Source organism: Bacillus sp. 3255, assembly GCF_031456485.1.
Classification (GTDB): Bacteria; Bacillota; Bacilli; order Paenibacillales; family NBRC-103111; genus Paenibacillus_E.
Window position 1 is genome coordinate 18263 of sequence record NZ_JAVDUS010000007.1, and the last position, 24404, is coordinate 42666.

A 24404-nucleotide genomic window follows, 5' to 3' on the forward strand; every position below is an offset into this window, starting at 1 on the left:
GGGATTCAGTTTGAACTGAATCTCAGCATTTTCTGAAAAGCTTTTCAGAGATTTGGAAGGCAAGTAACTTATTCATTAGGAGGTTATAAATATGTTGAAAAAAGTAACGAATACGGTTCTTTTATTGTCGCTCAGTGTGGCCATTAGCGCCTGCGGAAGCAGCACACCTGGCAATCAATCCGATTCCTCCAAAGATCAACCGAAGGAAACTAATAAAGCGGCAGAATCGCAAACACCTACGAATGAAAAAGTGAAAATCATTTTTAGCCAAGGTGCTGATCAAACAGAGGGCACCAAGAAGCTGATCGCCGCATTCCAAGCGAAGCACCCGAATATTGAGGTAGAGGTTCGAGAGTTTCCGAATGATTCCTCGCAAATGCATGATCAGCTTGTCACGATATTGGGTGGAAAATCTGCCGAGGTGGATGTAGTCAATCTTGACGTCGTGTGGCCTGCGGAATTTGCACAGGCAGGGTTTCTACTGCCGCTCGATCGCTTCATTCAAGAAGATAAAATTGAAACGAGCAAATATTTAAAAGGCGGCATTGATGCGGGATATTTTAACGGCCAGCAGTGGGCGCTCCCTCGATATAATAACGCAGGGTTATTATACTACCGGAAAGATATCGTGAAAGAAGTGCCCAAAACATGGGACGACTTGTTAAAGCAGGCCGATCAGCTCAAAGGTCAAGGCGGCACGAAATATGGCTTTGTCACTCAGGGGAAGCAATATGAAGGTTTAGCTGTAGGCTTCACCGAGCTTGTAGCTGCATATGGCGGGAAAATTATTGATGAGAAAGGTAATGTAGCAGTGAATAGTCCGGAGACGCTCAAAGGATTGAAAAAACTTGTTGAAATTGCCAAGTCACCTACAGTTCCCTCGAACCTGAATACGTTCACTGAAAAAGAAACCTTAAATGCCTTCATTGAGGGCAGTGCGGTGTTTGCCCGCCATTGGCCGGCCTTGTATGCACAGGCAAACGATCCGAAGGTTTCTAAAGTAGTAGGAAACGTAGGGATTGCTCCACTGCCCGCGGGTGATGCCAAATCTGCAGCTGCACTAGGCGGATGGCTGGCTGCAATTAACAAGTATTCCAAGCATCCTAAGGAAGCATGGGAATTTTTGAAATTCGCTGTCAGCGCCGAAGGGGAGAAGATCATTGCGGTAAACAGCACGCAAACGCCAACCTATTTGCCCCTGTTTGATGATGCCGACGTGCAAAAGGCAAGCCCGTTATTTGCCAATCGTGATTTCGTCAATGGTCTAGGAAGTGCGATCCCGCGTACGATAACACCTCAATACGCCAAAATCTCTGGTGTGATTCAAGTAGAGGTATCTAAGGCTATCGCGGGCGAGCAGACGCCGGAACAGACGCTTGCCAATTTGGAAACCCAAATTAAACAAGCCGTTGGGAAATAACACACACGGAAGAGTGGGGTCTTACTGTATAGGTCGGCCCCTTCTTATCCTTTCGTTACCGCACGATGTGACTAAGGCAGGTGAGAACCCGGATGTTCAACAGCAGCAAAAACAGTAAAAAAACAAAAGAAGCCCGACTTGCTTATGTATTGATCTTGCCAGCTGCCTTATTGATAGCGGCAATCGCGATATGGCCTGTGCTGCGCTCTGTGTGGATCAGTTTATACGATATCCGCTTGAATGACCCAACGCGAAGTGAAATTCATACCACATATGCACTAGATATGGAGAAGTATACGCAGACCTTTCCCATTTTGCTAAGAACGATCGACAAAGAAGCCGAAGCAAGTACTGAAATACATACGCAGCTGGAGCCGCTAAAGCAGAAAGTGAACCAGATTAGAGAGGAACTTGAGGCGGATCCAGAGCTAAAAGCCAAGTATGAGCAAATTGACAGGCTTTTGTTTGATTTCAAGCCGGTTCCGGATGAATTGAAATACGTAGATCTGAATAATCAAAAGGCAGAGCGGATTCAAGCAGAGCTGGTCGATTTGCACGATCGTTTGGCACAACTTAAGGAAACTGGTGCGCTTCAACGCCCTGATGACCCCATTGGTTTAACCAATGCCCTTCAAGACGCATTCATGAAGCCGAACTTTGTTGGCTTGGCACATTACAAACGTTTCATGACAGATTCACGGCTCTGGCATGCGCTTGGAAATACTTCGCTTTTCACTGTATATGCGGTATCGATGGAGATGCTTTTCGGCCTGCTGATTGCTCTTCTCATCAATCGGTCGTTCCGCGGGAGAGGACTTGTACGGGCAGCTGTCTTAATTCCATGGGCGACACCAACCGCTATATCAGCGATGATCTGGCATTTCCTCTATGATGGACAGAATGGCGTCGTAGCTAAATTTTTTGCCGAAATCGGTGTGATTTCGGATATGAGTACGCTGCTTTCCACCAAACAAGGAGCACTTTTCTCTATTGTACTGGCTGATACATGGAAAACGGCACCTTTCGTTGCTTTACTGCTGCTTGCAGGCCTTCAGACGATCTCAAGCTCATTATACGAAGCTGCACAAATGGACGGGGCGAATAAGTGGGGGCAGTTCGTTCATATTACGTTACCCTCCCTTAAAACGACGTTCCTTGTCGCGCTCATGTTCCGTACGCTGGATGCGTTCCGTGTCTTTGACCTCATCTATGTGTTAACCGGAGGCGGACCGGCCAATGCTACGGAGTCGTTATCCATTTATGCCTACAAAACGATGTTTTCCGAGTTAGACTTTGGTGCAGGATCCGCACTGGCCGTCATTGTATTCATATGCATCGCTGTCATCTGTACCATTTATGTGAAAATATTGGGCGGTGACGTAGTTAGCAAACGCGGGGGGTAGAGCTAAATGACTAGAAGAGCGGGCCTGCCTTTTTACGCGGGCTTAATGGTTTTTGTAGGTATCGTTATTTTTCCATTTTTGTGGGTTTTTATCGCTTCTGTGAAACAGCCTCAGTTTTTATATGGTGTACATGCTTTCGATATATTTGTACCGGGTTATACGTTAGACAACTATATTCGAGTCTTTGTCAATCACCCGTTTGGGCGATTTTTGTTGAATAGCTTTGCTGTTGCCGGATTGAGCATGCTGTTTAGTTTATGCATCGCTTCGTTCGCCGCATATGCCATTGCTCGGCTTCATTTTTTCGGAAAATCCGTGTTTCTCGGCTTGTTATTAGCGGTATCCATGTTTCCTCAAATAGCAACCATCTCGCCTATATTTTTATTCATGCAAGCTACGGGCTTACGCAACACGTACTTAGGCTTAATTATCCCCTATACGACTTTTGCGCTGCCGTTATCTATTTGGTATATGACATCCTTTTTCACTAAAATTCCCTATGAGCTCGATGAAGCTGCTAAGGTGGACGGGGCCTCCATCCTGCAAACCTTTTGGAGAATCCTGCTTCCCTTGGCGTCTCCGGGACTTTTCACGACTGCTATCATTGTGTTCGTAGATGCTTGGCACGAATTCTTCTTTTCGTTAACGATCAATACGAAGGAAAGTATGATGACTGTGCCCGTCGGTATTGCCATGTTTCAGGGGGAGTTCACCTTCCCATGGGGAGAAATCTCAGCAGCTGCGATTGTCGTAACCGTACCGATTGTCCTCATGGTCCTGCTATTCCAGCGGCGCATCATCTCGGGTTTAACATCGGGCGCAGTAAAAGAATAACGACCCACAAAAAACAAAACACATGAAGGAGAGTAATCATGGAAAAACCGAATATTTTATTGATGATTTCACATGATACAGGCAGATACTTAGGCTGTTACGGTAAAACGGTAGAGACGCCAAATTTGGATGAACTGGCGAAAAAAGGCGTGCGCTTCGACCAATATTTTTGCCCGGCACCTCAGTGCAGTCCTAGTAGGGGAAGTATCATTACCGGATTGTACCCGCATAACCACGGGATGATTGGCTTGGCTCACCTTGGGTTTTCTATGAATCCTGATGTGGCTACGCTGCCCAAAGAGCTTCACAAACACGGATACGAAACCGCATTAATCGGCTTCAGCCATGAAACGATTGATGAACCGGATAGCAGACTCACTTCCTCGACCTATAAATTAGGATACGAACATGTATTGCCGGTTCCGGGTGATAGAGGGCCTGATGTGGCAAAGCGAGTGGTCCAATATTTAGAGGAAAAAGCAGCGTGTCAGGATATGCAACCTTTCTTTGCATCCGTCGGATTTTTTGAAACACACCGGGATTTCGATGAATATGAAGCAATCGCAGATCCGGTCGAGGAAGTAGTGCCTCCGCCTTATTTGCCTGACACACCTCAAGTCCGAGAGGATTTTGCGCTTCTACACGGATCGGTGAAAGTACTGGATCAAAGTATTGGGCAAATTCTAAGAGGGTTGAAGGATACGGGACTAAGCAAAAATACGCTGGTTATTTATACAACCGATCATGGCATTGCATTCCCAAGAGCAAAAGGCACTTTGATGGATGCAGGTTTGGAAACGGCCTTAGTCATGTACTATCCTGATCGTATTGAAGGTGGTAAGGTTGTTGATCAACTCTTATGTAATGTAGATTTAATGCCGACTCTTCTTGAATTCGCTGGAGCAGACGCACCGCAAGGCACCGATGGCAGCAGCTTTCTTTCTATCTTGGAGCAGGATGCAAGAAACGTACCGACTCGGGATCATTTCTTCTCGGAGCTCACGTGGCATGACCTGTATCACCCGATGAGGAGTATACGGACTGAGAAGTATAAATATATCCGAAATTTCGAGGATGGCCCGTCCGTTTATTTGCCGCTGGATATTCACCGGAGTCTCTCCGGGATTGTCGTAAGAGAACAATATTATGTCCCTAATGTTCCAGAGGAGCTGTATGATCTGGAGAAGGATCCGTTGGAAACGAGTAATTTGGTAGGTTTACCTGAGTATGAGGTCGTTCTTGAAGAGCTCAGATTAAAAGTTAGTGATTGGATGAAGGTTACGAAAGATCCGCTTTTGCAAGATGAGGTTGCGGGAATTGCAGCACCGGAATGGAAGGAACAGGTCGAAAATGGCTCCGCATACGCGTATAAAAAAAGGTCTAACTAAAATATAGTATAGTAATAACCCAAGATGAATAACCAAAAAGGGCGCTGAAATGCTGATATTCGGCTTGCCCCTTTTGGTTATTTTCGTTTATTGCAATAACGAAAATTTTCAAAAGTGAGAGCTGAGAGCATCTGCAGCGGTAAATGGCACACATTGATCGGCTGCCTTTTCCATCTACCAGGTGGTATGATGGAGTTGGGGGAGTCTACTGTGGAGACAGCTCAAAGAGAAGTTTATGAACAAACAGGACTCCAGGTAAGTATTCTTAAATTGATTGATGTTTTCTCAGAAAGAGAAAATTTTATAAAAACTCCCAATGGGGATGAATTTTACGTTGTTGTTACAGCTTATTGGACAAAACAATTTAGTGGTAATTTGAAAATTAATGATGCAGAATCCATGAGTTTGGAGTTTAAATAGGTATTGAAAAACTTCCTGAGAACATGCCGAGAAGTCACAGAGAAATAATAAATAATTACATAGCTTCGTTGAGCTAACGAAGAACTATAGCTTAATAACAGAAGGGGGTGCCGCTTGGCAGCCCTTTGCTCAATTAACGGCAGAGTTAAAAGGAAGGGGTGGTTTAATGAATGATATTGTGATTAGAGAAATAAATGAGTTTTTTCAGAAATTGAATTTCATGAAGGTTAATATCAATGGAAAAATTGTTTTCGAACATAAAAACGGATTCTATATGCTTACTAAAGGTGGAAATCACAGTTATTTTCTTGAATATGCAAAAACTGTTCAAGAAGCCCACAATAATTTTTATGAGGATGTAGAAGCATATTCTATAAAAGCTACTTCTGAAGATGAAATTATTAGAATTATTAAATGTGATATTGAAAAATGCATTCTTGATGATTGAACTAACGGCGAACTATAGCGTAATGACTAGGGAGCAGATCGCCACGCGGCAACTGCTCCCTGGTCGTGTTAAGCTAAAGGGCAGGATAATTGAATAGTTCATAATCGATTTCTCTCTGTTATATACTGAATTGGGGTGATAAAATGGGTGAAAATGGTGCAATTAAAATTCTTGCTTCTATGAGCGAAAACGATTTGGAATGGCTGAAAGAACAGTGGTTACAGTGGGGCGATGGAACCATGATAACCAAAGGGAAGAAGCATCATATTCAAGACTTGGATGCATTCATAGCCTGGGTCGATGATATACGAGTCGGTGCAGCTCCATACCGACTAGGTATAGATGATTGCGAGTTAATGAGTATTAATGCTACTGTACAAGGCATAGGTGTTGGGAGTAAATTACTTTCTACTGTGGAACAGACGGTAAAGCAATCGGGAAGAAATCGCATTTGGCTTATAACAACAAATGATAATGTGGATGCGTTAAAATTTTATCAACGACGTGGGTATCGAATAAAAACTATAAATCAAAACGCAGTTGACGAGGCTAGGAAACTGAAGCCAGCAATCCCCAAAGTGGGTTATTACGATATACCGATCCATGACGAAATTGAACTCGAAAAAATACTATGATTATTAAGCTATCGTAAGAACGATAGCTTAATAAGGCACCGCGGCAGCCGGCCATGATCGGCTGCCTTTTCCACGCTAACGGGCAGGATACTTCCAATATGTGTTAATATATAACTGTGTGTATTGAGGACCGAAATGAGGGATCGAAATGAAGTTTTATATAGCATCCAGTCTCAAAAACATACAAAACGTGCGTCATGTCGCTGATAATTTGAAAGCACGTGGTTTTCAACATACTTACGACTGGACAATACATTCGAATATAGACTCCATCACTAAACTCCGTAAAATTGGCCAAGAAGAAGTTTCAGGGGTTTTAGCTGCAGATGTTGTAATTGTCATGCTCCCAGCAGGCAAAGGGAGTCATGTCGAGTTAGGAATTGCTCTGGGAGCAGGAAAGAAAATCTTTTTATACTCCTCGACTAATGAACTAAATGAAATCGGAAACACATGTACTTTTTATCATGTAGATTCAGTTGAACAGAGGATTGGTTCCCTAGATGACTTGATAAATTCAGTCTGTCTTGAATACCAGTGCCATTGAGCTATGGGGAGAACATTAGTTCAACGCATCTAGGGCAACAGATTACTGTGCCAGGCAGTATTTATCACCCATTTCCATATTGGAGGCTTACAAATGATAAATGGAATTGAGGCATTCATTGTCGGAAGTGTTGATAACTTAGGAGCAGGACGTTGGAAAATAGCAGGGCGTGCTTGTGAAGTTATATGTGTAGGAGATATCTTAAGGTATGATTTAAGAAGTACTGCTGGTAATAACAAATTACAAGTTTTATCAGTAACATCCTACAATAAGGAACTGTCTACTATATACAAAATGATGACTGGATCTATATTGGTGAGTGGAGCCAAAGAAGATAATTTAGAAAGTGTAAAAATGTTGTTTTTGAGGGGTGTTGATAATGTATAAGTTCGTAAAAATGTTAGCATCCATATTAATTTTTGGGTCTATTTATTATATTGTGTTAAAAATAATACGTTTCCTAATTTTGGATCACCTAAATTTACGATTACAAGTTCAGAGTATAGTAGAGATATTTAGTTTATTTGTTATTGCAATTGCATCACTTATTCTAACAGTGACAATGTTAAGATATTTACTTCGTCAAAATCGAAATAATTAGTGTATTACTTCAAGCGTTACGCTAACGCAGAACGATAGTTCAACGAATAACAGGTTACTGTGATGAACGGTAGCCTGTTCCGCCATTGGGGAGTAATCTGCAATGGATATTTTGGAATGAGGTGATGAAGTGAGTTCTGTGGATTATTGTCGCCTTAATGGTAAAGAAGTTCATTATAATAGTATAAAAGAAATTACACCTCAGGGGCTATACTACATTGATGAAGGGGTTACACACTTTATTGATTTTATCGAGTGCAGAAGAAATTTTGTGAATTATGTGAATTCATCTAATGACTTTAATATAACGGATTTAAAAGAAATTGAATCGAAATGTGTTGCTTGGCGTTGTATGTTACAAATTGAATTTTTTAGTGAACCAAAAATAAAGATAATAATTCCATATAAAAAAACGCTTTGGGAGAGAATTTCTAAGCAAAACTCTCGTAAGTGTTCACGAATTTATTTAGGCTTACTAAATCGAATAAGAGACAATGGATGGTCAACTTTTGACTTGAGTTAGATGATGAGTCCCTAAACTAACGAGGAACTATAGTTGAGCAATCAGGGAGCAGATCGCCGCAGGCCGGCAAATGCTCCCTTTTTCATTGAACCAATGGGCAGTATTCGTCAATCGATTGCAGGTGAAATAGTAGTCTTAGCCGAATAATGAGAATATAACGTTGAACAAGTTGAAGGGTAGAATTATGATCAAAACGATAAGATTTATTTTTGCGGTTTGCATAATAACACTATTAGTGGGGTGTCAAAGTAGCGTGTCAGAAGATAGTTATTTTAATGATAGTGCTGATCGTCAGAACTTAGACTCCCTAGAAAAATCAGGAGTTGATCTTGCCCAAAAGCATAATGTCGATTTTCAAATCGCTATTAGAGATGAAATATCGGGTGAAAAAGTGAAACAAATGATGATGGGTAAAAATTTCGCGTGTTCTTTAGAAAAGGATTTTGAAGGCCATCAATGGACATGTACATGTTCACAAGAGATGCCATTAGAGTTGAATGCAATTGTAGAAATTCAAAAGATGATTAATAAAGAGGCCAAAAAATATGGTGGTTATTCTGATGGTTGGGGTGTTATGGTAAAACCATCTACTTCTTCTTAAAATAAGGAAGTAAACTGACGGGCGAACAAGGCTTTCTGTGTGGTAGTACGTTACGCTGACGGGGAACTATAGCTCAATAAGACATCAGGACAGCGGGTCGTGATGATCGACTTCGTTTCCTGAACGATAGGAGGGTAAGAGTTTAGTGGATAGCACATCGATTCTTATAGAGTTTCTCTTAAAGAAATACATATCCGAAAAGATATCGACATTGAAAGTAATTGAACAACTGTCAGACGAAGATATCTTATGGACGCCCACCCCTGATAGTAACAGCATTGCCAATTTAGTGGCACACATTTGGGGAACAGTACATCAACGAATTGAAACTGCATTCTTTAATGTTCCAGATACAAGAGACAGAGATAAGGAATTTGATCGTGGTCTCCAGCTGTCGAAAGCTCAAGCTTTGGAGCTCATTTCGAAATCTTTTGACCGCATCATTATGGTTCTGGAAAAAATAAGAGCGAAACCTGAACTTTTACTTGAACAACCTTATTTGAGCTTATCTCCACTGACGAATAGCGGAGTTGATAACCAAGCTACTGCCCTCGAAATGCTTCTGCATCAATTTAGACATTTGCCGGGTCACACAGCACAAATTACTTACATCGCCAAAATGAGGAAGGGGCATTTACTGTGCTAATATGCCTTAAATGATCATTTTTCGAAGCTCAATCATTGCGCTAACGGGGAACGATAGTCGAATAAAGAAATCTCGGCAGCCTGTCATTACGATGGGCTGCTGTTTCCGTGCTAACGGTCAGCAGGGAGTTTAGCGTTGGGGGCACTCTTCGATTAGGATTGACAGGCTAACATATTACGCTAAAGGATATTAATTATATTCAATGCGAGTGTTTGTTGATTTTTCACAAAATATGGAAGATAAAATATCCTCTTGAAGTATAATAATTACAGGATACTTTGGAGGTGAGCAAATGAGATTAAGTGTATTTCTTTTGTTAATTACTTTTATACTAACAGCTTGCACTGTAGATCCGCTGAAAGATAATGTAACAAAACAGGATATTAATATAATTAACTCCGTTGAAGGTATGAATGTTTACAGTCACCGTTATGATAACATGGATCGTGGTCATCATGAGTTCGATGGCTTCGATATTGTAGTCGATCAAACGTATTACAAATCAAATGATATTCAAAGAGGGGAAATCGTATTTTATAAAAATCCAAAGTTGGATAACTCCAAAATTAATTTGAGCGAGAATGAAATTTCAAGAATTATCGCCTTGCCTGGAGAGAAAATCCGCATTGATAAGGGTCAGATTTATATAGACAGAAGAAAACTTGATACCTTTTACGGGCAAGCACACAGACTTGGAATGAACATTGAAAAATTGCAGGAGGCAGCAAATCAATCTGATTTAGCCGATAGCATTCGTAATAATTTTAGTGATAATGCTAACGATATTTTAAAAAGCAAGGAAACAAATTTGAAAGAGATAAAGGTCCCTGACGAGCACTATTTTATCGTTGGCGACGATTGGTTTCGTAGTGCGGACAGCAGACATTTTGGAACAATCCCAAAAGATAATATACTGGGTATGGTTCTTGGTGTGGTGAAGAAATGAAGAAGGACATTTTTCGCGTACATCGAATAATACCTTACCTTTTTTCCAAGTTATCCGGAGCAGGCATTGCAACTTTTCTTTTCATTTTATTCATGTTCGTGAACACAGGTTTTGATATGTATAAAACTGTTGAGGATATTTTTCAGTTGAAACTTTTGCAGTTTTTCTATTTATATGGGATTGCCTGTTCCTTAGTGATTGACCTTATCGCATGGCTCATACCGAGGTTGGACAAATTAGGAAAAGCATTGCTATATGTCATTGCAGGATATGTCATTTTTATGGTAAATGGGTTCAACGCGCTTACGTTATTTGCTGGTACTGTAGGTGCTTTCTCTGCTCTCATTTTTTATGTTGGGACACAATGGTCGAAGCTGAAATCACCTGTTAAATACTCCTTTTCCATCGCTTTTCCGCTGCTGCTTGTCGTCGTTCTCAACATCGATTTAACTGTGAAGAATGGATGGACCGATAAAAGAACTAGTACATCTTTCGAAGCTAACTTTACCTATTTCAATGGAAAACATGAGATTCCAGTGGTAGTTCGAGAAGGTGAGACATTGTCATACTCAGTGGAGATTACGAATGCAGAACGAGGCGGCTACGGATATTCTCTTCTTGATGAAAATGGTAAAAATATCGGAGCACGAGAGAACATCAATGGTAGGCTAAAGTACAATGTGACAATAAAAAAGACTGCCCAATATCGGTTCGTTGTGGAAGGAAACGGTCTGCAAGGAGCGATAAAGGTGGAGTGGGCGATAGAGTAAAGAATATCGGGCACGGGCTTATGCTAAAGGGGAACGTTAGTTTAAAGATGTAATCAAATTGAAATATTATTTTCATTCTGTCTTAATGAATTAAGCCTATACTAAGAATCAAGACCCCCTTTAAAATATATAACTTAGACTCGCGGCCCGTTGCTGTGGGTCTCTTTTTTTATTAATGTAAGGGGTAGATTAGCGTGGTGGAGGAGTGCTTTTCATCAAAATGAATTTGTTTGGATGGTGAAAGGGTTATAGCACTTTAACGTCTCGTCTAAACGAATGCTATAGAAGTCGTTAATGGCATCGATCTTCATGGCAGAGAAATGGAGAATTTTCTAGTATATAGAATTTAAATTTGAGAAATATTGATTCTATACCTTTACATGGAGTTTACTCCATGAGTTAAGATGCGAAATAGAATTGAAACGTAACAATTTAACATGTACTAGAAGGGAGGACCACAATGGAGTATACATTTTCAATCGCAGAAATTTCCCAAAAGACGAATCTGAGTTATGATACGATTCGTTATTATGGCAAACTCGGACTTCTGCCGCCGACAAAGTTGAATGAACACGGTAGACGGGAATATGGATCAGTTCATCTTGAACGGTTACTATTTATCACGCATCTCAAGCGAACTGGCATGCCACTAAAGGAAATCGAGAAATATATGACCTTGGCAACTACTAAACAATATGTAAATTGTTATCGTATACTCTGTGCACATAAGCTAGATATCGAATTGCAGTTGAAGGAAATTCAAGAATCTTTAAGTGTTGTGAATTATAAAATTGAGCATTTTAATGAATTAATGAAGCAGCTAAAGCTAGGAGGCGAATGAAATGAATCAAAATAGAGACTATACAAAGACATTACAAAAACCAATATTATCAGGTTTTGGTTGGGATACAACAGCGCGGGAAGTCCTTGTCGGTCAAGATTTGACTGGAATGATTGCTATTGTAACCGGCGGTTACTCCGGTGTCGGGCTTGAAACGACCAGAGCTTTAGCAGAAGCAGGAGCGACAGTTATTGTCCCGGCCCGCACGCCAGAGAAAGCTCGCGCTTCAATTATCGGAATTCCACGTGCTGAACTGGAGGAACTGGATTTAATCGATCCCGATTCGATCGACGCATTTGCGAACCGATTCCTGGCATCCGGCCGGCAGTTGGATATTCTGATTAATAACGCTGGGATCATGGCTCCGCCACTCGTACGCGATTCTCGCGGCTTTGAATCTCAATTCGCAACAAATCATTTAGGTCACTTTCAGTTGACGTTAAGATTGTGGCCAGCGTTGAGGAAAGCCGGGAAAGCGCGGGTTGTTTCCGTGTCCTCCACAGGCGTACGCTTCGGTGGCGTTGATTTTGATGACCCAAACTTCGAGAAGCGAGAATACGACAAATGGAAGGCATACGGCCAGTCGAAATCAGCGAATGCACTCTTTGCCGTCGCTTTGGACAAACGGGGAGAAGCTTATGGTATCCGCGCATTTTCGGTACACCCAGGCAGAATAATGACCGACTTAGTCCGGTATATGTCTGAAGAGGAGAAAGCAGCTGCTTCTGGGGAATTGAAGACGGCGGAGCAAGGAGCAGCTACGAGTGTATGGTGTGCAACAAGTCCTCAACTCGAAGATAAAGGTGGGGTGTACTGCTTGGACGTCGATATTGCTGAAGTCATTGAAGTGGAAGGTACCCAAGGACTCAATCAAAAACTATCGGGCGTGCTGCCTTGGGCAGTTGACCCGATATTAGCGGAGCAACTTTGGAAGTTGAGTGAGCAATTAACTTCAGTAAAGTTTTCTGAAGTAGAATAAAATAAACGGAAGATGGATCTAACTTCATTCTATCCGAGTTTGCGCATGAAAATAGTCATACGCAAGCACACACAAAAAATAACCTTCGCTTATGTGGCGATGGTTATTTTTTGTGTGGATCTTGATAAAGGGGTAACAGAAGCCCGATGGGTAATGAGATAGAGTTCTTGTCATTTAAGACATTATGTTCTTGTCATCATTCGACAAATGCAATCCCTTACTGGACGTGGGTTTTCAGAATACATGTTCACAAAAAAGTATCGAGAGTGAAGAAGCTGCGAAAAATGCAGCTCCTCTTTTCATGAAAGAGCAGGATTCTGTGATTAAATGAATAATTTGAATATAAACCTGCATTCTTATAGTAGGTTACAGGTTCCTAAACGCGAATTTATTCTAAAATTTTTCATGGTGGGCAATTGATTTAATACATGTGGCACAGTGATGTAACTTAATCTAGGACTTCTGAAAGGGGCCTTATATGAATTATATCCCGGATGAATACTGGTTTCTTTTTGAACATTCGCCAGGTGGAGTCTCCATTGCAACGGATCCACATTGCACCAAAATTAAACATAACAAAAAAGCTTCGCGTATGCTGCGCATTCAAGCAGGCGAGGTTTTTTCCCATTCTTCAATTGTACCTCCCAAGGTAAATGTATTTCGGGATGGGATTGAGCTCGAAGCTCAAGAAATGCCTATGCAAAGAACAGCAAGGTTAAAAGAAGAGGTCGAAAATGAAGTGTTGGAGTTTGTCTGGGAAGATGGTCATAAATCGATATCAGTGTGGAATACTACGCCAATTTATGACGAAGCAGGAGTAGTGATAGGCGTGCTAGCCACTTCCGAAGATATCTCGCACTTCGTACTGAAAGAGCGGGAAGTCCGATTGAATAAAGAACATCTTGAGAGGATAGTCAGTGAAAAAATTGAGGAACATACCCGGCTTCGCAATGAAGTTGAACGACTGGACCGTCTAAGTTTAGTTGCACAAATGGCCGCTAGTATCAGTCACGAGGTAAGGAACCCAATTACAACAGTGAGAGGTTTTTTGCAGCTGACTATGAAGCAAAATAATTTTGTGAATTTCCAAAAATATTATGAGTTAATTATCAGTGAGTTAGATCGGGCAAATGAAATTATCGGAAATTTCTTATCCCTGTCTAAGAAGAACAATTACATTGATCGAGAAGAGCGTGATTTATCGGAAATCTTTCATGCTGTATTGCCATTATTGGAAGCAGATGCACTGATGATGGGCAAGAAGATCATGTTTATTGAGAAGCAGGTTCCCCTCCTTTGGATAAATACGAAAGAAATACAGCAAGTGCTCATTAATCTCGTGAGGAACGGTCTTGAGGCTTCAGTAGTTGGTTCTAGTGTGACGGTCGAATTGTTTGAAGATCAAAATCATGTAGGGTTTATGGTTAAGGACGAGGCAGGAGGTATTCCTGCGAAAATTCTTGAGCAACTTGGCAGTCCATTCCTGACAACCAAAGCGAACGGCACAGGTCTAGGATTATCGATCTGTTATGATATCGCGAGAAGGCATGAAGCTGAACTTAAAGTGGAGACGGACCATATAGGATCCACCTTTATTTTCTCATTTTACAAAACTTAGAATAGAGGTATCACTCTCGACTAACACAAAGAATAAGGTCTAATTATACGAGAGCATCCGATATTTCAGTTTTCCAACCACATACTGTTTGTAATATGTGGAAAACCTATATTTGGGATAAAATTTTAAAGGAGGTACGATCATGCGTGGTATGCCTAAGCTTGACCTCACAATAATGGTGCTCGGTGCATTAGGACTTGCTTTGACAACAGCTTTCTCCATGAGAATCCTTAATAAAGTTGACTCCCTGAGAAATAAAGGGTCCCAGTAATTGGGGCCTTTTAGATTTTTAGGTGGAAATACTTAAGTAATGTGAAAGCAGCGAATTTGACCGGCATCCTCTTTAAGCTGTAGGGAAGCATAAGAGAAGCACAAATGGGTAGAATTAAACAATGGAATCTAATGCGGTTGAGGCGAAAACGTATGCATGCTGGTTTAGCAATTCTAAGTATAATAACAGCCCTATGGTGGTCGAAGAGAAGCGATTGGAAGAGATATCACTCAACTATGCTTTATATGACCTCAGGCGCATTTTTGTATGAATTTTTGACGAAAGATCAAACGATGTGGAAGTTTCATCCTGATTTTTTGTACAATCACACGGTAACGGTAGTTGTTTACGCGGTACTTACGATGCCTCTAAACATCCTTCTTTTTCTAAGCACACTTCCCGAGAACGGTTTTTGGAAGAAATCTCGTCATATTGCCTTATGGATTACGATTTATGCTTCGATGGAATGGGTAATGGTTCATACCGGCCGAATAACATATCAAAACAATTGGAACCTTTTCTACTCGATTTTGTTCGATATTATGATGTTCCCGATGATGATCTTGCACAGCCGTAGGCCTGGAATAGCATATCTGCTCTCGATTGTAATCGTTTGCTTCCTGATGTACGCGTTCAGGGTGCATTTAGATTAAACAATTGAGCCTGATCCTGCGCGAATATCCGTCTATAAGTCGGCAATATTGAACTACAGAATCTGTAGTAAATGAAGCAGGCACGTTCCCTACTGAGACCGTGCCTTTTTGTGCTGCCGGAAGCTCGGCTCTTAGGACCTTAAATTGATTGTAGACGTCACTAAGTGGGCAAAATCATTATACAGGCGGGAACAATCCATGCCATAGAATATCTATAATTTGTTTGGCAGCCTCATCTTCGCGGGGGAACATTTTGTTACCTTCACCATCACGTGCGTGTCCCATCATAAGCAAGGACGTGTAAGCACGTGCGATGACACGCGCATCGACAGGCCCAATCTCGCCGGATGCGGAGGATTTATTGAATTCGGTTACCAATGCATCCAAGAGGGCTTGTTCCGATTTGCGCATCGTGTTCATTTGTTCTTCGGTGAGAATCGCTTCCATCTTCCGCATGAAGGAATGAAGATAGAAATCGATCGCCTTCAGATGCGCTTCAGTGATATCAAGCAATCTGTCACGCAGAGAAGCAGGCTGGTTCAAACGCATTAATGTGGCTTTTCGCACATTCTCCATGAGCTGAATCATAGAGGCGTTCAGTTAGTAGTCTGATAAGAGATTCGTCAATTGCTTTGACTTCATCATTGTATTCGTTCGGTATCATTTTCAGTTCAGACCAAGCCATCATTTTTTCCTCCTTAATTCCAATTGTTTTCGTTTTCTAATTATAACAATAACAATGCAGGAATAGAAAAAGAAGCGGCGAGGGACCGGTAGTGCGTTGTAAATACAATTTTGGCAATGCCCAAAAAGGACCCGCAATTGCGGATCCTTTTTGGGTTTTTCTGTTATGGGTTAGGCATGTGCCGGCTTATGCTTTGTTCCCGTTCCTGCTGTGCGGTCAGCGTCGCCTTTTTTATGTGTGAACAGCTTGCGCAGGTACGGCATCAGGTAGTAGTCTAAACCGAATCTGCCGGTATTTGCTCCGGCCATGAACAGGATCCCGCCGATAAGAATGAACCAAGGGTTCGTGCTTACGGTACCCGCGAACATGAACATGAAGTTCATGAGAAGTCCGAAGAATGCTGCGGCTGTAGTCAAAGCACCGAGAATCAAACCAAGACCAACTAAGAATTCGCCTAGCGGAATTGCATAGTTAATTATTTTAACATTCGGCAGGGCAAAATGTTGAATGAATGCGGTGAAGGTCGGATAAACAAGTTCATTGGTTGCTTTGTCGATCACCGGCTTAGCGATCGCGTTATTTAAGAATCCATCTGCAGTAAATCCGCCGGTTAACTTTTGCCACCCGTGAGTGAGCCATTCATATCCCATATACAAACGTATGAAAAGTAGGATACCTGCTGCATATTTATTTTCTCTAAGCCATTTACCTAACATGATAATCATCTCCTCATTTTAAGTGGTGAATTTTTTCACAAGATCAGCTAAAAAATTTTATCTAATTCAGCCAAGAACGGGATCGTTTTTGTGTTTTCATGTGACATCTCCCTTTCGATTACAATGTTTACTTCCTTTCTACACCTTTAATATACCATGCAGTAAAGTTTGAATATGTGATTAAAATCACAAGGTGCAAATTATTTTGATTGTAATTGAATCCGTGTTCTCCTTTTTTGAGAGGGAAAAGTACGCCTCAGCCCGCAGAGTACTGCCCTGTACATGGCAGTACTCTGCGGGCTGAGTAGGAAGGTTGCCGGGTTTTGGCATGGAGTGAGGGTAAGCTCCTTATTGGTGCACTTTGCGGTAATCGCCGGGGGTCACGCCGACCGTCTTCTTAAACGTCCGGATAAAGGACATCGGGTACAGGTAGCCTACCTTGCCCGATATCTCCTGAATCGGGAGATCGGTGTTGCACAGCATGTCTTTGGCATGCTCCATGCGTACTTGGCACAGGTAGACGACGAATTTTTCACCGAACTCTTCTTTAAACAGAGTGCTTAAACTGGAGGTGTTCATATTGAACTGCTCGCCCAGCATGGCGAGGGACAAGTCAGGATTGTCGAAATGGGTTTCGATAAATGCTCTGACGCGTCGGACGACGGCGTAATTGCCTTTCTCTTCGCGCATGCTTTTCATGAGGCTGGCACAGGCGGTTAGACGTTCCAGATAGAACGATTCCAATTCGTACAGCGTCTCAAGCGAGTCAATGCTCGCTTCCCATTTGGATCGGAACTCGGTGTTCCACAACTCCTGGTACTCAGGCGGCAGCTCCATCATTTCTCTTTGGAAAAAGTAGTTCATATAGGTGAGGACGCCGTCAATCTCTTCCTTGGGCAGAAGCAAGGAGCGGAGTCCGTTAAAGAGCAGGATCAGCTGCTCCTGCCAGCCGCCGTTGCCGACGCGGAAGGATTGCGCGATAGTCCTTACGTATTGCAAATAGACAAACAAGTCATCGTGAGACAGAACTTCAATTTCCCAATGCCCGATCACGCGGTTGATACCTAGTGCCGATTTGTAGCTGAGCGCTTTGCTCGCCGTTTCATAAGATTGGGAGATGGCGCCGGCCTCGGTGACAGCCGTTCCGATTCCGAATGTGACAGTGAGCTTCAAATTCTCGAACAGCCATAAGCGAATTTGTTCGGACTGCGCCAGAATGCGGCTGCGGGCTTGCAGCGGTTGTTCTTCATCATGTTCAAAATAGATGACGCAAAGGCGGTGGTTCGTCATCCATTCCTGCCAGATGCGCAGCGAGTTCGCTTTGGCGGTTTCGTCTACGACCTTGGTCAGGATGTATTTGAACAAGGTTTGGTCTTGATGGGAATATTGATGGATAAACTCTGCATATTTGTCAATTTCAATAATGCTGACCGATGCGCCTTTCCGTATCCCGTCGTTCCATTCGCTCAATTCTTCCCGCCAAGCCTCGTTATTCAGCGGGCCGTCGCCTTCCACGAGCTGCTGAAACAGCCGTAACCGGCGGTAACGTTCGTTCTCCTGCGCTCGGTGCTCGTAGCCCTGATTGGCTTCAATCATATTGCTGAGCGTAAAATCGATATAACTGAGCTCGTCTGTAGACGGCTCTTGGATGGTTGCATGCTTGTGCTGTTGGTTGTATTTCTGAATACGGGACATCATCGTAACAATCGGTTTATAGTTTTTCCGGGAAATGTAGATGATCCACCAGATACTGAACAGCAGGCCAAGGAAGCCTACAATGAGCCAACCGCTGGTCATGTAGTGGTACAGAATGCCGAACTGCTTAACTTTTAAGCCGCTGTGATAGGTCCAGCCTGTGTAGGCGGAAGTAAGCACTGTGTCATCTTGATGGGATGTGTTACTGCCTTGATGAAATAAGTCGTCCCCTTTTTGATCGGTAACAGAGATGTAGTTCACTTCGGATTGGCCGAAATTTTTCAAATACGACTTGACGGCTTCGACTTTCACATTTACAACCAGCAGCGCGATGCCTTTGCCGCTTAACGGAATGCCTTTGGCAATGGAGACGACGATCTCCTTCTCATTGCTATCCTTAAAGATACGGAATGTGCGGAGGCTGCTCCAGCTGTTCGGACGCGCAGTCAGATTGGCATCAATAAAAGCGCGGTCCGCAAACTGTTCGATGTCGAGCTTCGTTTTGTCGGTCACGATCGCGCCGTCTCCGGCCCGATAGATGTAAACTGAATCGATCAACGAATTCGTGTTGAGCATGCTTTCCAGCAGCTGCGACAAATCAATGATGAATTCCGGCGAGCTTTCCATGCCGGCAAAATAAGTCAGTTTATTGTTGCGCGAAACGGTTTCGATCATCATCAGCTCTATGGAGCGGAGAGAGGAGTCGATGTTGTTTTGCAAATTTTGCGCGTAGACCCGGCTTGATTTGGCAGCTTCTTTCTGAGAGAGCTCGCTTAGCTGTACAACCCCTATGAAGACAAAGAGACACACAATTAAAATTAAGACGGGCAAATACGAGAGGAGTAAGCGATGAAACCAATTTCTGCTCATGTATGCACACTCCTTCGATTAGCGCCGTCTTCATTTTACCGTATGCTTATTTCTTGAGGTATTTGTAAAAATCCTTCGTGTAAATGACACCGTTATTTTTGTAGTCATTATAGGCTTTGGCTTGGAATTCGTCAATTTTTTTGCCGCCTGCTTTGTCCCAAGCATCCTTGGCGTCCTTCAACGCTTGTTCCGTTGTGTAGCTGCCGTTAACAACCGCCTTGGTAATGATATTTGTAATGGTGGTGGTTACGGTGTTGTTGATCACCACAAGATCGTCCGGCAGCGTTACAGGCAGTGTCAGATCATAGTATAAAGGACGTTCCGGCGAGATGTAAGCATCGCGGCCTTGGGCGATGAGTTCAGCGTATTTCTTGTCGGTCGGCTTGCTCATATTAAGCGTAGTATTCGTGAATTCGGCGCATTTGCCGAATTTATACGTTTGGCTAAGCATGGAGAAGTCGGCGTTCCATACAAGCTCTTTTTTGTTCTTCTCGAGGTCGATTGGTTTCGGGCAGCCGGTGGCCGCATCTTTTTGATAGTGAACGCCTTCCAAACCGTACTGCAGCGTAGTGGCAGTGGAATCGCTCATGAGCCAGTCAACGTATTTGACGACAGCTTCGACATTTTTGGTAGTGGCGTTGATCGCCGCATCGAATTGGAACGGTACTGGGCCAGCCGGCGAGAATTGGCCGAATTCCGATTTAGGCAGCGGAATCACAGCGACGTCTGCATTCGGATTGTTTTTCATCAAGGTGTCGAAGATGCCGTAGCCTTTGGTGCCTTCCAGATTATCGCTGAAGTACATGCCCAGCTTGCCATTAACCCAATCCTGCTGCGCTTTTGCGCCGGTTTTGTCCGCAAAGATATCTTTATCTAGCGCGCCTGCGTCATAGAGTCGTTTCTTGAGTTCAGTGGAAGCTTGGAGACGGTCCCAGGAACGAACATACTGATCACCCTGCAAATGATACATCCACGAAGGTGAAGTTATCCCAAAGCCAAAGAGTTGATCGAGGTCCAGTGAGATGGCCCCAAGACCCAGCGTATCCTTTTTGCCATTGCCGTCCGGATCTTGCTCCGTGAACGCTTTGGCAACCTGGTACAAATCTTCCATCGTTGTCGGGGATTTCAGATTCAGCTTGGTCAGCCAGTCTTTACGAATCATGAGGTAATGGTTCGTAGAAGTCGGCAACAAGCGGCCGAAGAAAAAAGTTTTGCCGTTATAGGATGTCAGTGTTTTAATGATCGGATTGTCTTTCAAAAATTGCTTATACGTTGTGGAATATTTCTCAATGGCATCGTCGAGCGGAATGATTTGCCCTTTGGCTGCAAGATCCTTCATATAAGCATTGGAGTATTCCAAAATAAGATCAGGCGCGTCGCCGGAAGCGAACAAGACGTTCCATTTTTCGGTGGAGTTCGTCCTTGGCACTGGCACGAATTCGACGTCAACCGGTGCATGTTCATTGATCCATTTGGTCCAGCGGTTATCTGTAATTTTACCTTCGCCTTCCGGGACGTTATTGCGATCGTAGATGGACACTTTAATTTTCGGCTTTGGCCCTGGGGTAGCCGTTGCATTGGCGGAAGAGGTAGAAGCTGCTGCGGAGGGACTTGCCGCTTCATCGGATGTGCCGCCGCAAGCCGTGAGCAGCATACTGCCTGTAAACATAAGCGCTAGAGATGTTGCGGCGGTTTTGTTGAGTATTGTTTTCATTGTGTAGAACACTCCCCTTGTCATATTGTCGCATACTTCGGAATTTTTTCACAAGGTCTAACTCGGAATTGTGCGATCACCACCCTGGTGAAATCTGGAGGTTATTAGCCTTTCACAGCGCCGATCATAACGCCTTTCACAAAATAACGCTGGAGGAACGGGTAAACGATCAGCATGGGAATCGTCATGACGATAATGCCGGCGGCTTTAACGCCTTCCGGTGTTAGCTGCATGGCAAGATCTTGCTGTACGTTGGACATTTCCTGCATAAGGCTTGAGTTTTGAATCATTTGCTGGATGAGCACGGCCAGGTTATGCTTGCCGGAATCGTTGATGTATATGAGTACGCTCATAAACGAGTTCCAGTGGCCGACTGCGTAGAATAAAGAGAGCGCTGCCAGAACAGGAGTCGAAAGCGGCAGGACGATCCGTGTAAGGAGCATCCATTCTGAACAACCGTCGATACGCGAAGCCTCTTCGAGCTCTTCCGGCATGCTCTCAAAAAAGCTTCTCAGCACCATCATGTTCCAGACGCTGACGAGGCCAGGCAGCCAAAGCGCCCAGTAGGAGTTGATGAGTCCAAGGCTCTTGAGGAGCAGATAGTTCGGAATCAGTCCTGCACCAAAAAGCATCGTAAAAATAATGCCGAACGAATAGACTCTGCGGCCGATGAAATAACGCTTGGACAGAGGATAAGCCGCTAAAATGCTGGCGAACATGTTGAGTGCCGTCCCAACGACTGTAATCACGAAACTATTGCGTAGAGCTTCCACGACCGGAGTCTCTATCAAAAGCGCTTCATAGCCGCTCCATTCCAGATTCACAGGCCAGAAGGCGACAGAGCCCGAAGCGATAGCATGTTTATCACTGAGGGAAACGGCTGCGATATGAATAATCGGAAGCAGACAGCTGAGGCCGATAAGCGTTAGTAACACATAGTTGATTCCATAGAATATTTTTTCCCCGGCGGTGTGCTTCATGATGATTCCTCCTTACCATAAGCCTTGACCGAAACGTCTGGCGATCCGGTTGGCAAAGATGACTAGCGCAAGGCCGACAAGCGATTCGAACAGGCCCATGGCGGTAGCGAGACTGAACTGCGCTTGCTGAATACCCGTTTTGTACATAAAGGTAGAGATGACTTCGGAAATTTCCGCAACGGTATCATTTTGCAGCACGTAGACTTGGTCGAAGCCGACTTCCATCAGATGGCCGATTTTGAGAATCAGCATGATAATCGCTGTAGGAATGATTCCCGGAACGGTGATCCGGATCAGCTGCTGCCATTTGTTTGCGCCGTCCATGCTGGCAGCTTCGTACAAGCTTTGATCGATAGAAGTGAGGGCGGCCAAGTAGATAATCGCTGCCCAGCCTACTTCTTTCCACACGCCGGCGGACAGGAAAATCGTCACCCATGACGCGTCCTTATAGAGGAACGGGTAGGTGAAACCGAACAAGCTGTCGAGTACGTGGTTGATGGCGCCTGTACTCTGCGAAAAGACCGTAACGACGATCCCGCCGACAATGACCCAGTTGAGGAAATGCGGCAAGTACACGAATGTTTGCACAACGCGTTTGAACCACATTCTCCGGACTTCATTCAGCAGCAGGGCCAAAATAATGGGCATCGGAAAGCCGATGAGAATGCTGAGTCCGCTGAGACGCAGAGTGTTCCAGATGATGTTCGTCATCTGTTTCGTAGAGAAGATGAGTTCGAACATGCTTAGTCCTGCCCACGGACTGCCCCAGATGCCTTTGATGAACGTGTACTTTTTGAAAGCAATGATCAGACCTGTCATAGGGTAGTACTTGAAGATCAGGAAATATAGGATGATCGGCAAGAACATGATGTAGAGCGGAATATTTTGCTTGAGCACCCGTTTCGTATATTTTCTTTGGCCCATCGAATTCATTGCTGCTGCCACTTCCTCTCCGTTGAAGCTATCGTATATCAGGCATGCTTACGTGCTCAATATACATGATTTTGTTCGGTTAACATGCAGCGTAACCCGCATAACGACGCAGTTTATCGGCTACATGGCCCCCAGAAGCCGGGGCTGCCCTTGAGCTTCGCCAGCGCCTCCATGTAGTAGTAGTCGCCGTAGATGAGCGGTCGGTCTACGTTCTGATTCATGGGCAGATTGCCGGTACCGTGAAGAAGAATCGCTTCTTCGGAATCATCCGCCTGGTAAAGATTGTAGAGGGATGAAAGGATGGACAGCGCTTGCTCACGGTAGTAGCCGCCTTTGTCGCCGCCAACGATGTCGGCCAAGTCCAGAAGTCCGGACGCCGTAATGGCGGCTGCGCTGGAATCCCGCGGCGCTCCGTCATTGGACGGCAGCCGGAAATCCCAGTAAGGGACGCGGTCCTCCGGGAGATTCGCCAGGAAAAAGGCGGCGGCGCTTTCGGCGGCATCGAGGAATTCCCGGCTTCTTGAATGCCGGTAGCCTAACGTCCAGCCATAGATGCCCCATGCGGAGCCGCGTGCCCATGCGGACCCCTCGGCGTAGCCTTGTCCGCCAAGTGCGCCGATCCGCTCGCCGGTCTGAGGATCGAAGCAGACGACGTGGTGAACCGAGCCGTCGACGCGCAGGAATTGCTTCGCTGCCGTCTGCGTATGGGCGATTGCGATATGACGGAAGCGGGGATCGTTCGTCTGTTCCGACGCCCAGTATAATAGAGGCACGTTCATTAGGCAGTCGATGATCGCCCAGCCGGTCCGCTCCGGCTGATTCCAAGCGCGGATGAAATTGCCTTGTCTGTTAAAACGGCCGGCAAGATGGCTAGCCGCAAGCATTCCTCTGCGGTGAGAGTCGCCGCTTCCCGTGACCTGCCATTGCGCAAGCGAGCTCAGAGTCCACATAAAGCCAATGTCATGGCTCAGCATGGAGTAGTCCTGCAGCAGCGCATCTAATTGGGCTTCACAGTCCTCTGCGATTGTGCGGAGCTCTTCATCGCGATGCTCGCGGTAGACGAGCCACAAAAGCCCTGTCCAAAAGCCGGCAGTCCAGTACACTGGCGGCACGAATTGGTATTCGCCGGCGTGTGAGCCGTGCGGAAATCTGGCGCCGATGCGGAGGCTGGCTTTTTTTATTTTATGAACCCCCGCCGTCCATGCTTGTTCCGTCCATTCCGGTGTCGTATGCATATGATCTCACTCCTTCTCTTGGTGCGTTCGGCAGCG

At 44.2% G+C, this 24404-nt stretch carries 26 protein-coding genes; 18 read left to right on the plus strand and 8 right to left on the minus strand.

What is annotated here, in order from left to right; translation table 11 throughout:
• Positions 1 to 91: 91 nt before the first annotated feature.
• From J2X61_RS12325 to J2X61_RS12410, 18 genes are all read left to right on the plus strand, one after another.
• Positions 92 to 1420, plus strand: coding sequence for an ABC transporter substrate-binding protein (locus tag J2X61_RS12325; RefSeq protein ID WP_274470437.1), 1329 nt, complete (start codon positions 92 to 94; stop codon positions 1418 to 1420).
• 92 nt (positions 1421 to 1512) lie between these two features.
• On the plus strand, positions 1513 to 2823 hold the full coding sequence (locus J2X61_RS12330) for a carbohydrate ABC transporter permease (protein WP_274470436.1): 1311 nt from the start codon (positions 1513 to 1515) through the stop codon (positions 2821 to 2823).
• A 6-nt stretch (positions 2824 to 2829) separates the two neighbouring features.
• Positions 2830 to 3657 carry a carbohydrate ABC transporter permease gene (locus J2X61_RS12335; protein ID WP_274470435.1) on the plus strand — a complete coding sequence of 276 codons (828 nt, stop codon included), beginning with the start codon at positions 2830 to 2832 and terminating at the stop codon, positions 3655 to 3657.
• Between the two features lie 38 nt (positions 3658 to 3695).
• Positions 3696 to 5045 (plus strand): sulfatase family protein, encoded by a 1350-nt coding sequence (locus J2X61_RS12340; RefSeq protein ID WP_274470434.1) that lies wholly within the window; start codon positions 3696 to 3698, stop codon positions 5043 to 5045.
• A 114-nt stretch (positions 5046 to 5159) separates the two neighbouring features.
• Complete coding sequence (locus J2X61_RS12345; protein ID WP_274470433.1) at positions 5160 to 5465, plus strand: NUDIX domain-containing protein; 306 nt, start codon at positions 5160 to 5162, stop codon at positions 5463 to 5465.
• A 166-nt stretch (positions 5466 to 5631) separates the two neighbouring features.
• Positions 5632 to 5913, plus strand: coding sequence for a hypothetical protein (locus J2X61_RS12350; RefSeq protein ID WP_274470432.1), 282 nt, complete (start codon positions 5632 to 5634; stop codon positions 5911 to 5913).
• Positions 5914 to 6056: 143 nt separating this feature from the next.
• On the plus strand, positions 6057 to 6548 hold the full coding sequence (locus tag J2X61_RS12355) for a GNAT family N-acetyltransferase (RefSeq protein ID WP_274470431.1): 492 nt from the start codon (positions 6057 to 6059) through the stop codon (positions 6546 to 6548).
• A gap of 148 nt (positions 6549 to 6696) precedes the next feature.
• The gene (locus tag J2X61_RS12360; protein ID WP_274470430.1) at positions 6697 to 7092 is read left to right on the plus strand and encodes a nucleoside 2-deoxyribosyltransferase; all 396 of its coding nucleotides are present in this window, start codon (positions 6697 to 6699) and stop codon (positions 7090 to 7092) included.
• A 93-nt stretch (positions 7093 to 7185) separates the two neighbouring features.
• Entirely contained in the window at positions 7186 to 7479 is a 294-nt protein-coding gene (locus tag J2X61_RS12365; protein WP_274470429.1) for a hypothetical protein, read from the plus strand.
• Between the two features lie 343 nt (positions 7480 to 7822).
• Positions 7823 to 8215 (plus strand): hypothetical protein, encoded by a 393-nt coding sequence (locus J2X61_RS12370; protein WP_274470428.1) that lies wholly within the window; start codon positions 7823 to 7825, stop codon positions 8213 to 8215.
• A gap of 184 nt (positions 8216 to 8399) precedes the next feature.
• Complete coding sequence (locus J2X61_RS12375) at positions 8400 to 8816, plus strand: ribonuclease E inhibitor RraB (RefSeq protein WP_274470427.1); 417 nt, start codon at positions 8400 to 8402, stop codon at positions 8814 to 8816.
• Positions 8817 to 8961: 145 nt separating this feature from the next.
• Positions 8962 to 9462, plus strand: a complete 501-nt coding sequence (locus tag J2X61_RS12380; protein ID WP_274470426.1) for a DUF1572 family protein — start codon at positions 8962 to 8964, stop codon at positions 9460 to 9462.
• Between the two features lie 292 nt (positions 9463 to 9754).
• Positions 9755 to 10408: a signal peptidase I gene (gene lepB, locus J2X61_RS12385; RefSeq protein WP_274470424.1), complete on the plus strand. Its 654-nt coding sequence runs from the start codon at positions 9755 to 9757 to the stop codon at positions 10406 to 10408.
• The gene (locus J2X61_RS12390) at positions 10405 to 11178 is read left to right on the plus strand and encodes a hypothetical protein (protein ID WP_274470423.1); all 774 of its coding nucleotides are present in this window, start codon (positions 10405 to 10407) and stop codon (positions 11176 to 11178) included. Before lepB ends, J2X61_RS12390 begins: the two co-directional genes overlap by 4 nt.
• A gap of 460 nt (positions 11179 to 11638) precedes the next feature.
• Complete coding sequence (locus J2X61_RS12395; protein ID WP_274470422.1) at positions 11639 to 12019, plus strand: MerR family transcriptional regulator; 381 nt, start codon at positions 11639 to 11641, stop codon at positions 12017 to 12019.
• A gap of 1 nt (position 12020) precedes the next feature.
• A complete protein-coding gene (locus J2X61_RS12400) occupies positions 12021 to 12998 on the plus strand; it encodes an oxidoreductase (protein WP_274470421.1) in 978 nt (325 codons plus the stop codon).
• 478 nt (positions 12999 to 13476) lie between these two features.
• On the plus strand, positions 13477 to 14616 hold the full coding sequence (locus J2X61_RS12405; RefSeq protein WP_274470420.1) for an ATP-binding protein: 1140 nt from the start codon (positions 13477 to 13479) through the stop codon (positions 14614 to 14616).
• Positions 14617 to 15039: 423 nt separating this feature from the next.
• Complete coding sequence (locus J2X61_RS12410; RefSeq protein WP_310188329.1) at positions 15040 to 15540, plus strand: CBO0543 family protein; 501 nt, start codon at positions 15040 to 15042, stop codon at positions 15538 to 15540.
• Between the two features lie 177 nt (positions 15541 to 15717).
• On the opposite strand, the gene J2X61_RS12415 is transcribed toward J2X61_RS12410, so the two are convergent.
• The 8 genes from J2X61_RS12415 to J2X61_RS12450 form a co-directional block, all read right to left on the minus strand.
• Positions 15718 to 16089 carry a hypothetical protein gene (locus J2X61_RS12415; protein ID WP_310188100.1) on the minus strand — a complete coding sequence of 124 codons (372 nt, stop codon included), beginning with the start codon at positions 16087 to 16089 and terminating at the stop codon, positions 15718 to 15720.
• Complete coding sequence (locus J2X61_RS12420) at positions 16058 to 16225, minus strand: hypothetical protein (RefSeq protein WP_310188101.1); 168 nt, start codon at positions 16223 to 16225, stop codon at positions 16058 to 16060. The genes J2X61_RS12415 and J2X61_RS12420 overlap by 32 nt, the downstream gene beginning before the upstream one ends.
• 170 nt (positions 16226 to 16395) lie before the next feature.
• Positions 16396 to 16941, minus strand: coding sequence for a DoxX family protein (locus tag J2X61_RS12425; protein WP_274470418.1), 546 nt, complete (start codon positions 16939 to 16941; stop codon positions 16396 to 16398).
• A 348-nt stretch (positions 16942 to 17289) separates the two neighbouring features.
• Positions 17290 to 19506 carry a helix-turn-helix domain-containing protein gene (locus J2X61_RS12430; protein WP_310188102.1) on the minus strand — a complete coding sequence of 739 codons (2217 nt, stop codon included), beginning with the start codon at positions 19504 to 19506 and terminating at the stop codon, positions 17290 to 17292.
• A 46-nt stretch (positions 19507 to 19552) separates the two neighbouring features.
• Positions 19553 to 21220, minus strand: coding sequence for an extracellular solute-binding protein (locus J2X61_RS12435; protein ID WP_274470415.1), 1668 nt, complete (start codon positions 21218 to 21220; stop codon positions 19553 to 19555).
• A gap of 104 nt (positions 21221 to 21324) precedes the next feature.
• A complete protein-coding gene (locus tag J2X61_RS12440; protein ID WP_310188104.1) occupies positions 21325 to 22200 on the minus strand; it encodes a carbohydrate ABC transporter permease in 876 nt (291 codons plus the stop codon).
• Positions 22201 to 22212: 12 nt separating this feature from the next.
• Complete coding sequence (locus tag J2X61_RS12445) at positions 22213 to 23124, minus strand: ABC transporter permease (protein ID WP_310188106.1); 912 nt, start codon at positions 23122 to 23124, stop codon at positions 22213 to 22215.
• A 122-nt stretch (positions 23125 to 23246) separates the two neighbouring features.
• Entirely contained in the window at positions 23247 to 24368 is a 1122-nt protein-coding gene (locus tag J2X61_RS12450; protein ID WP_310188108.1) for a glycoside hydrolase family 88 protein, read from the minus strand.
• Positions 24369 to 24404: the final 36 nt, after the last annotated feature.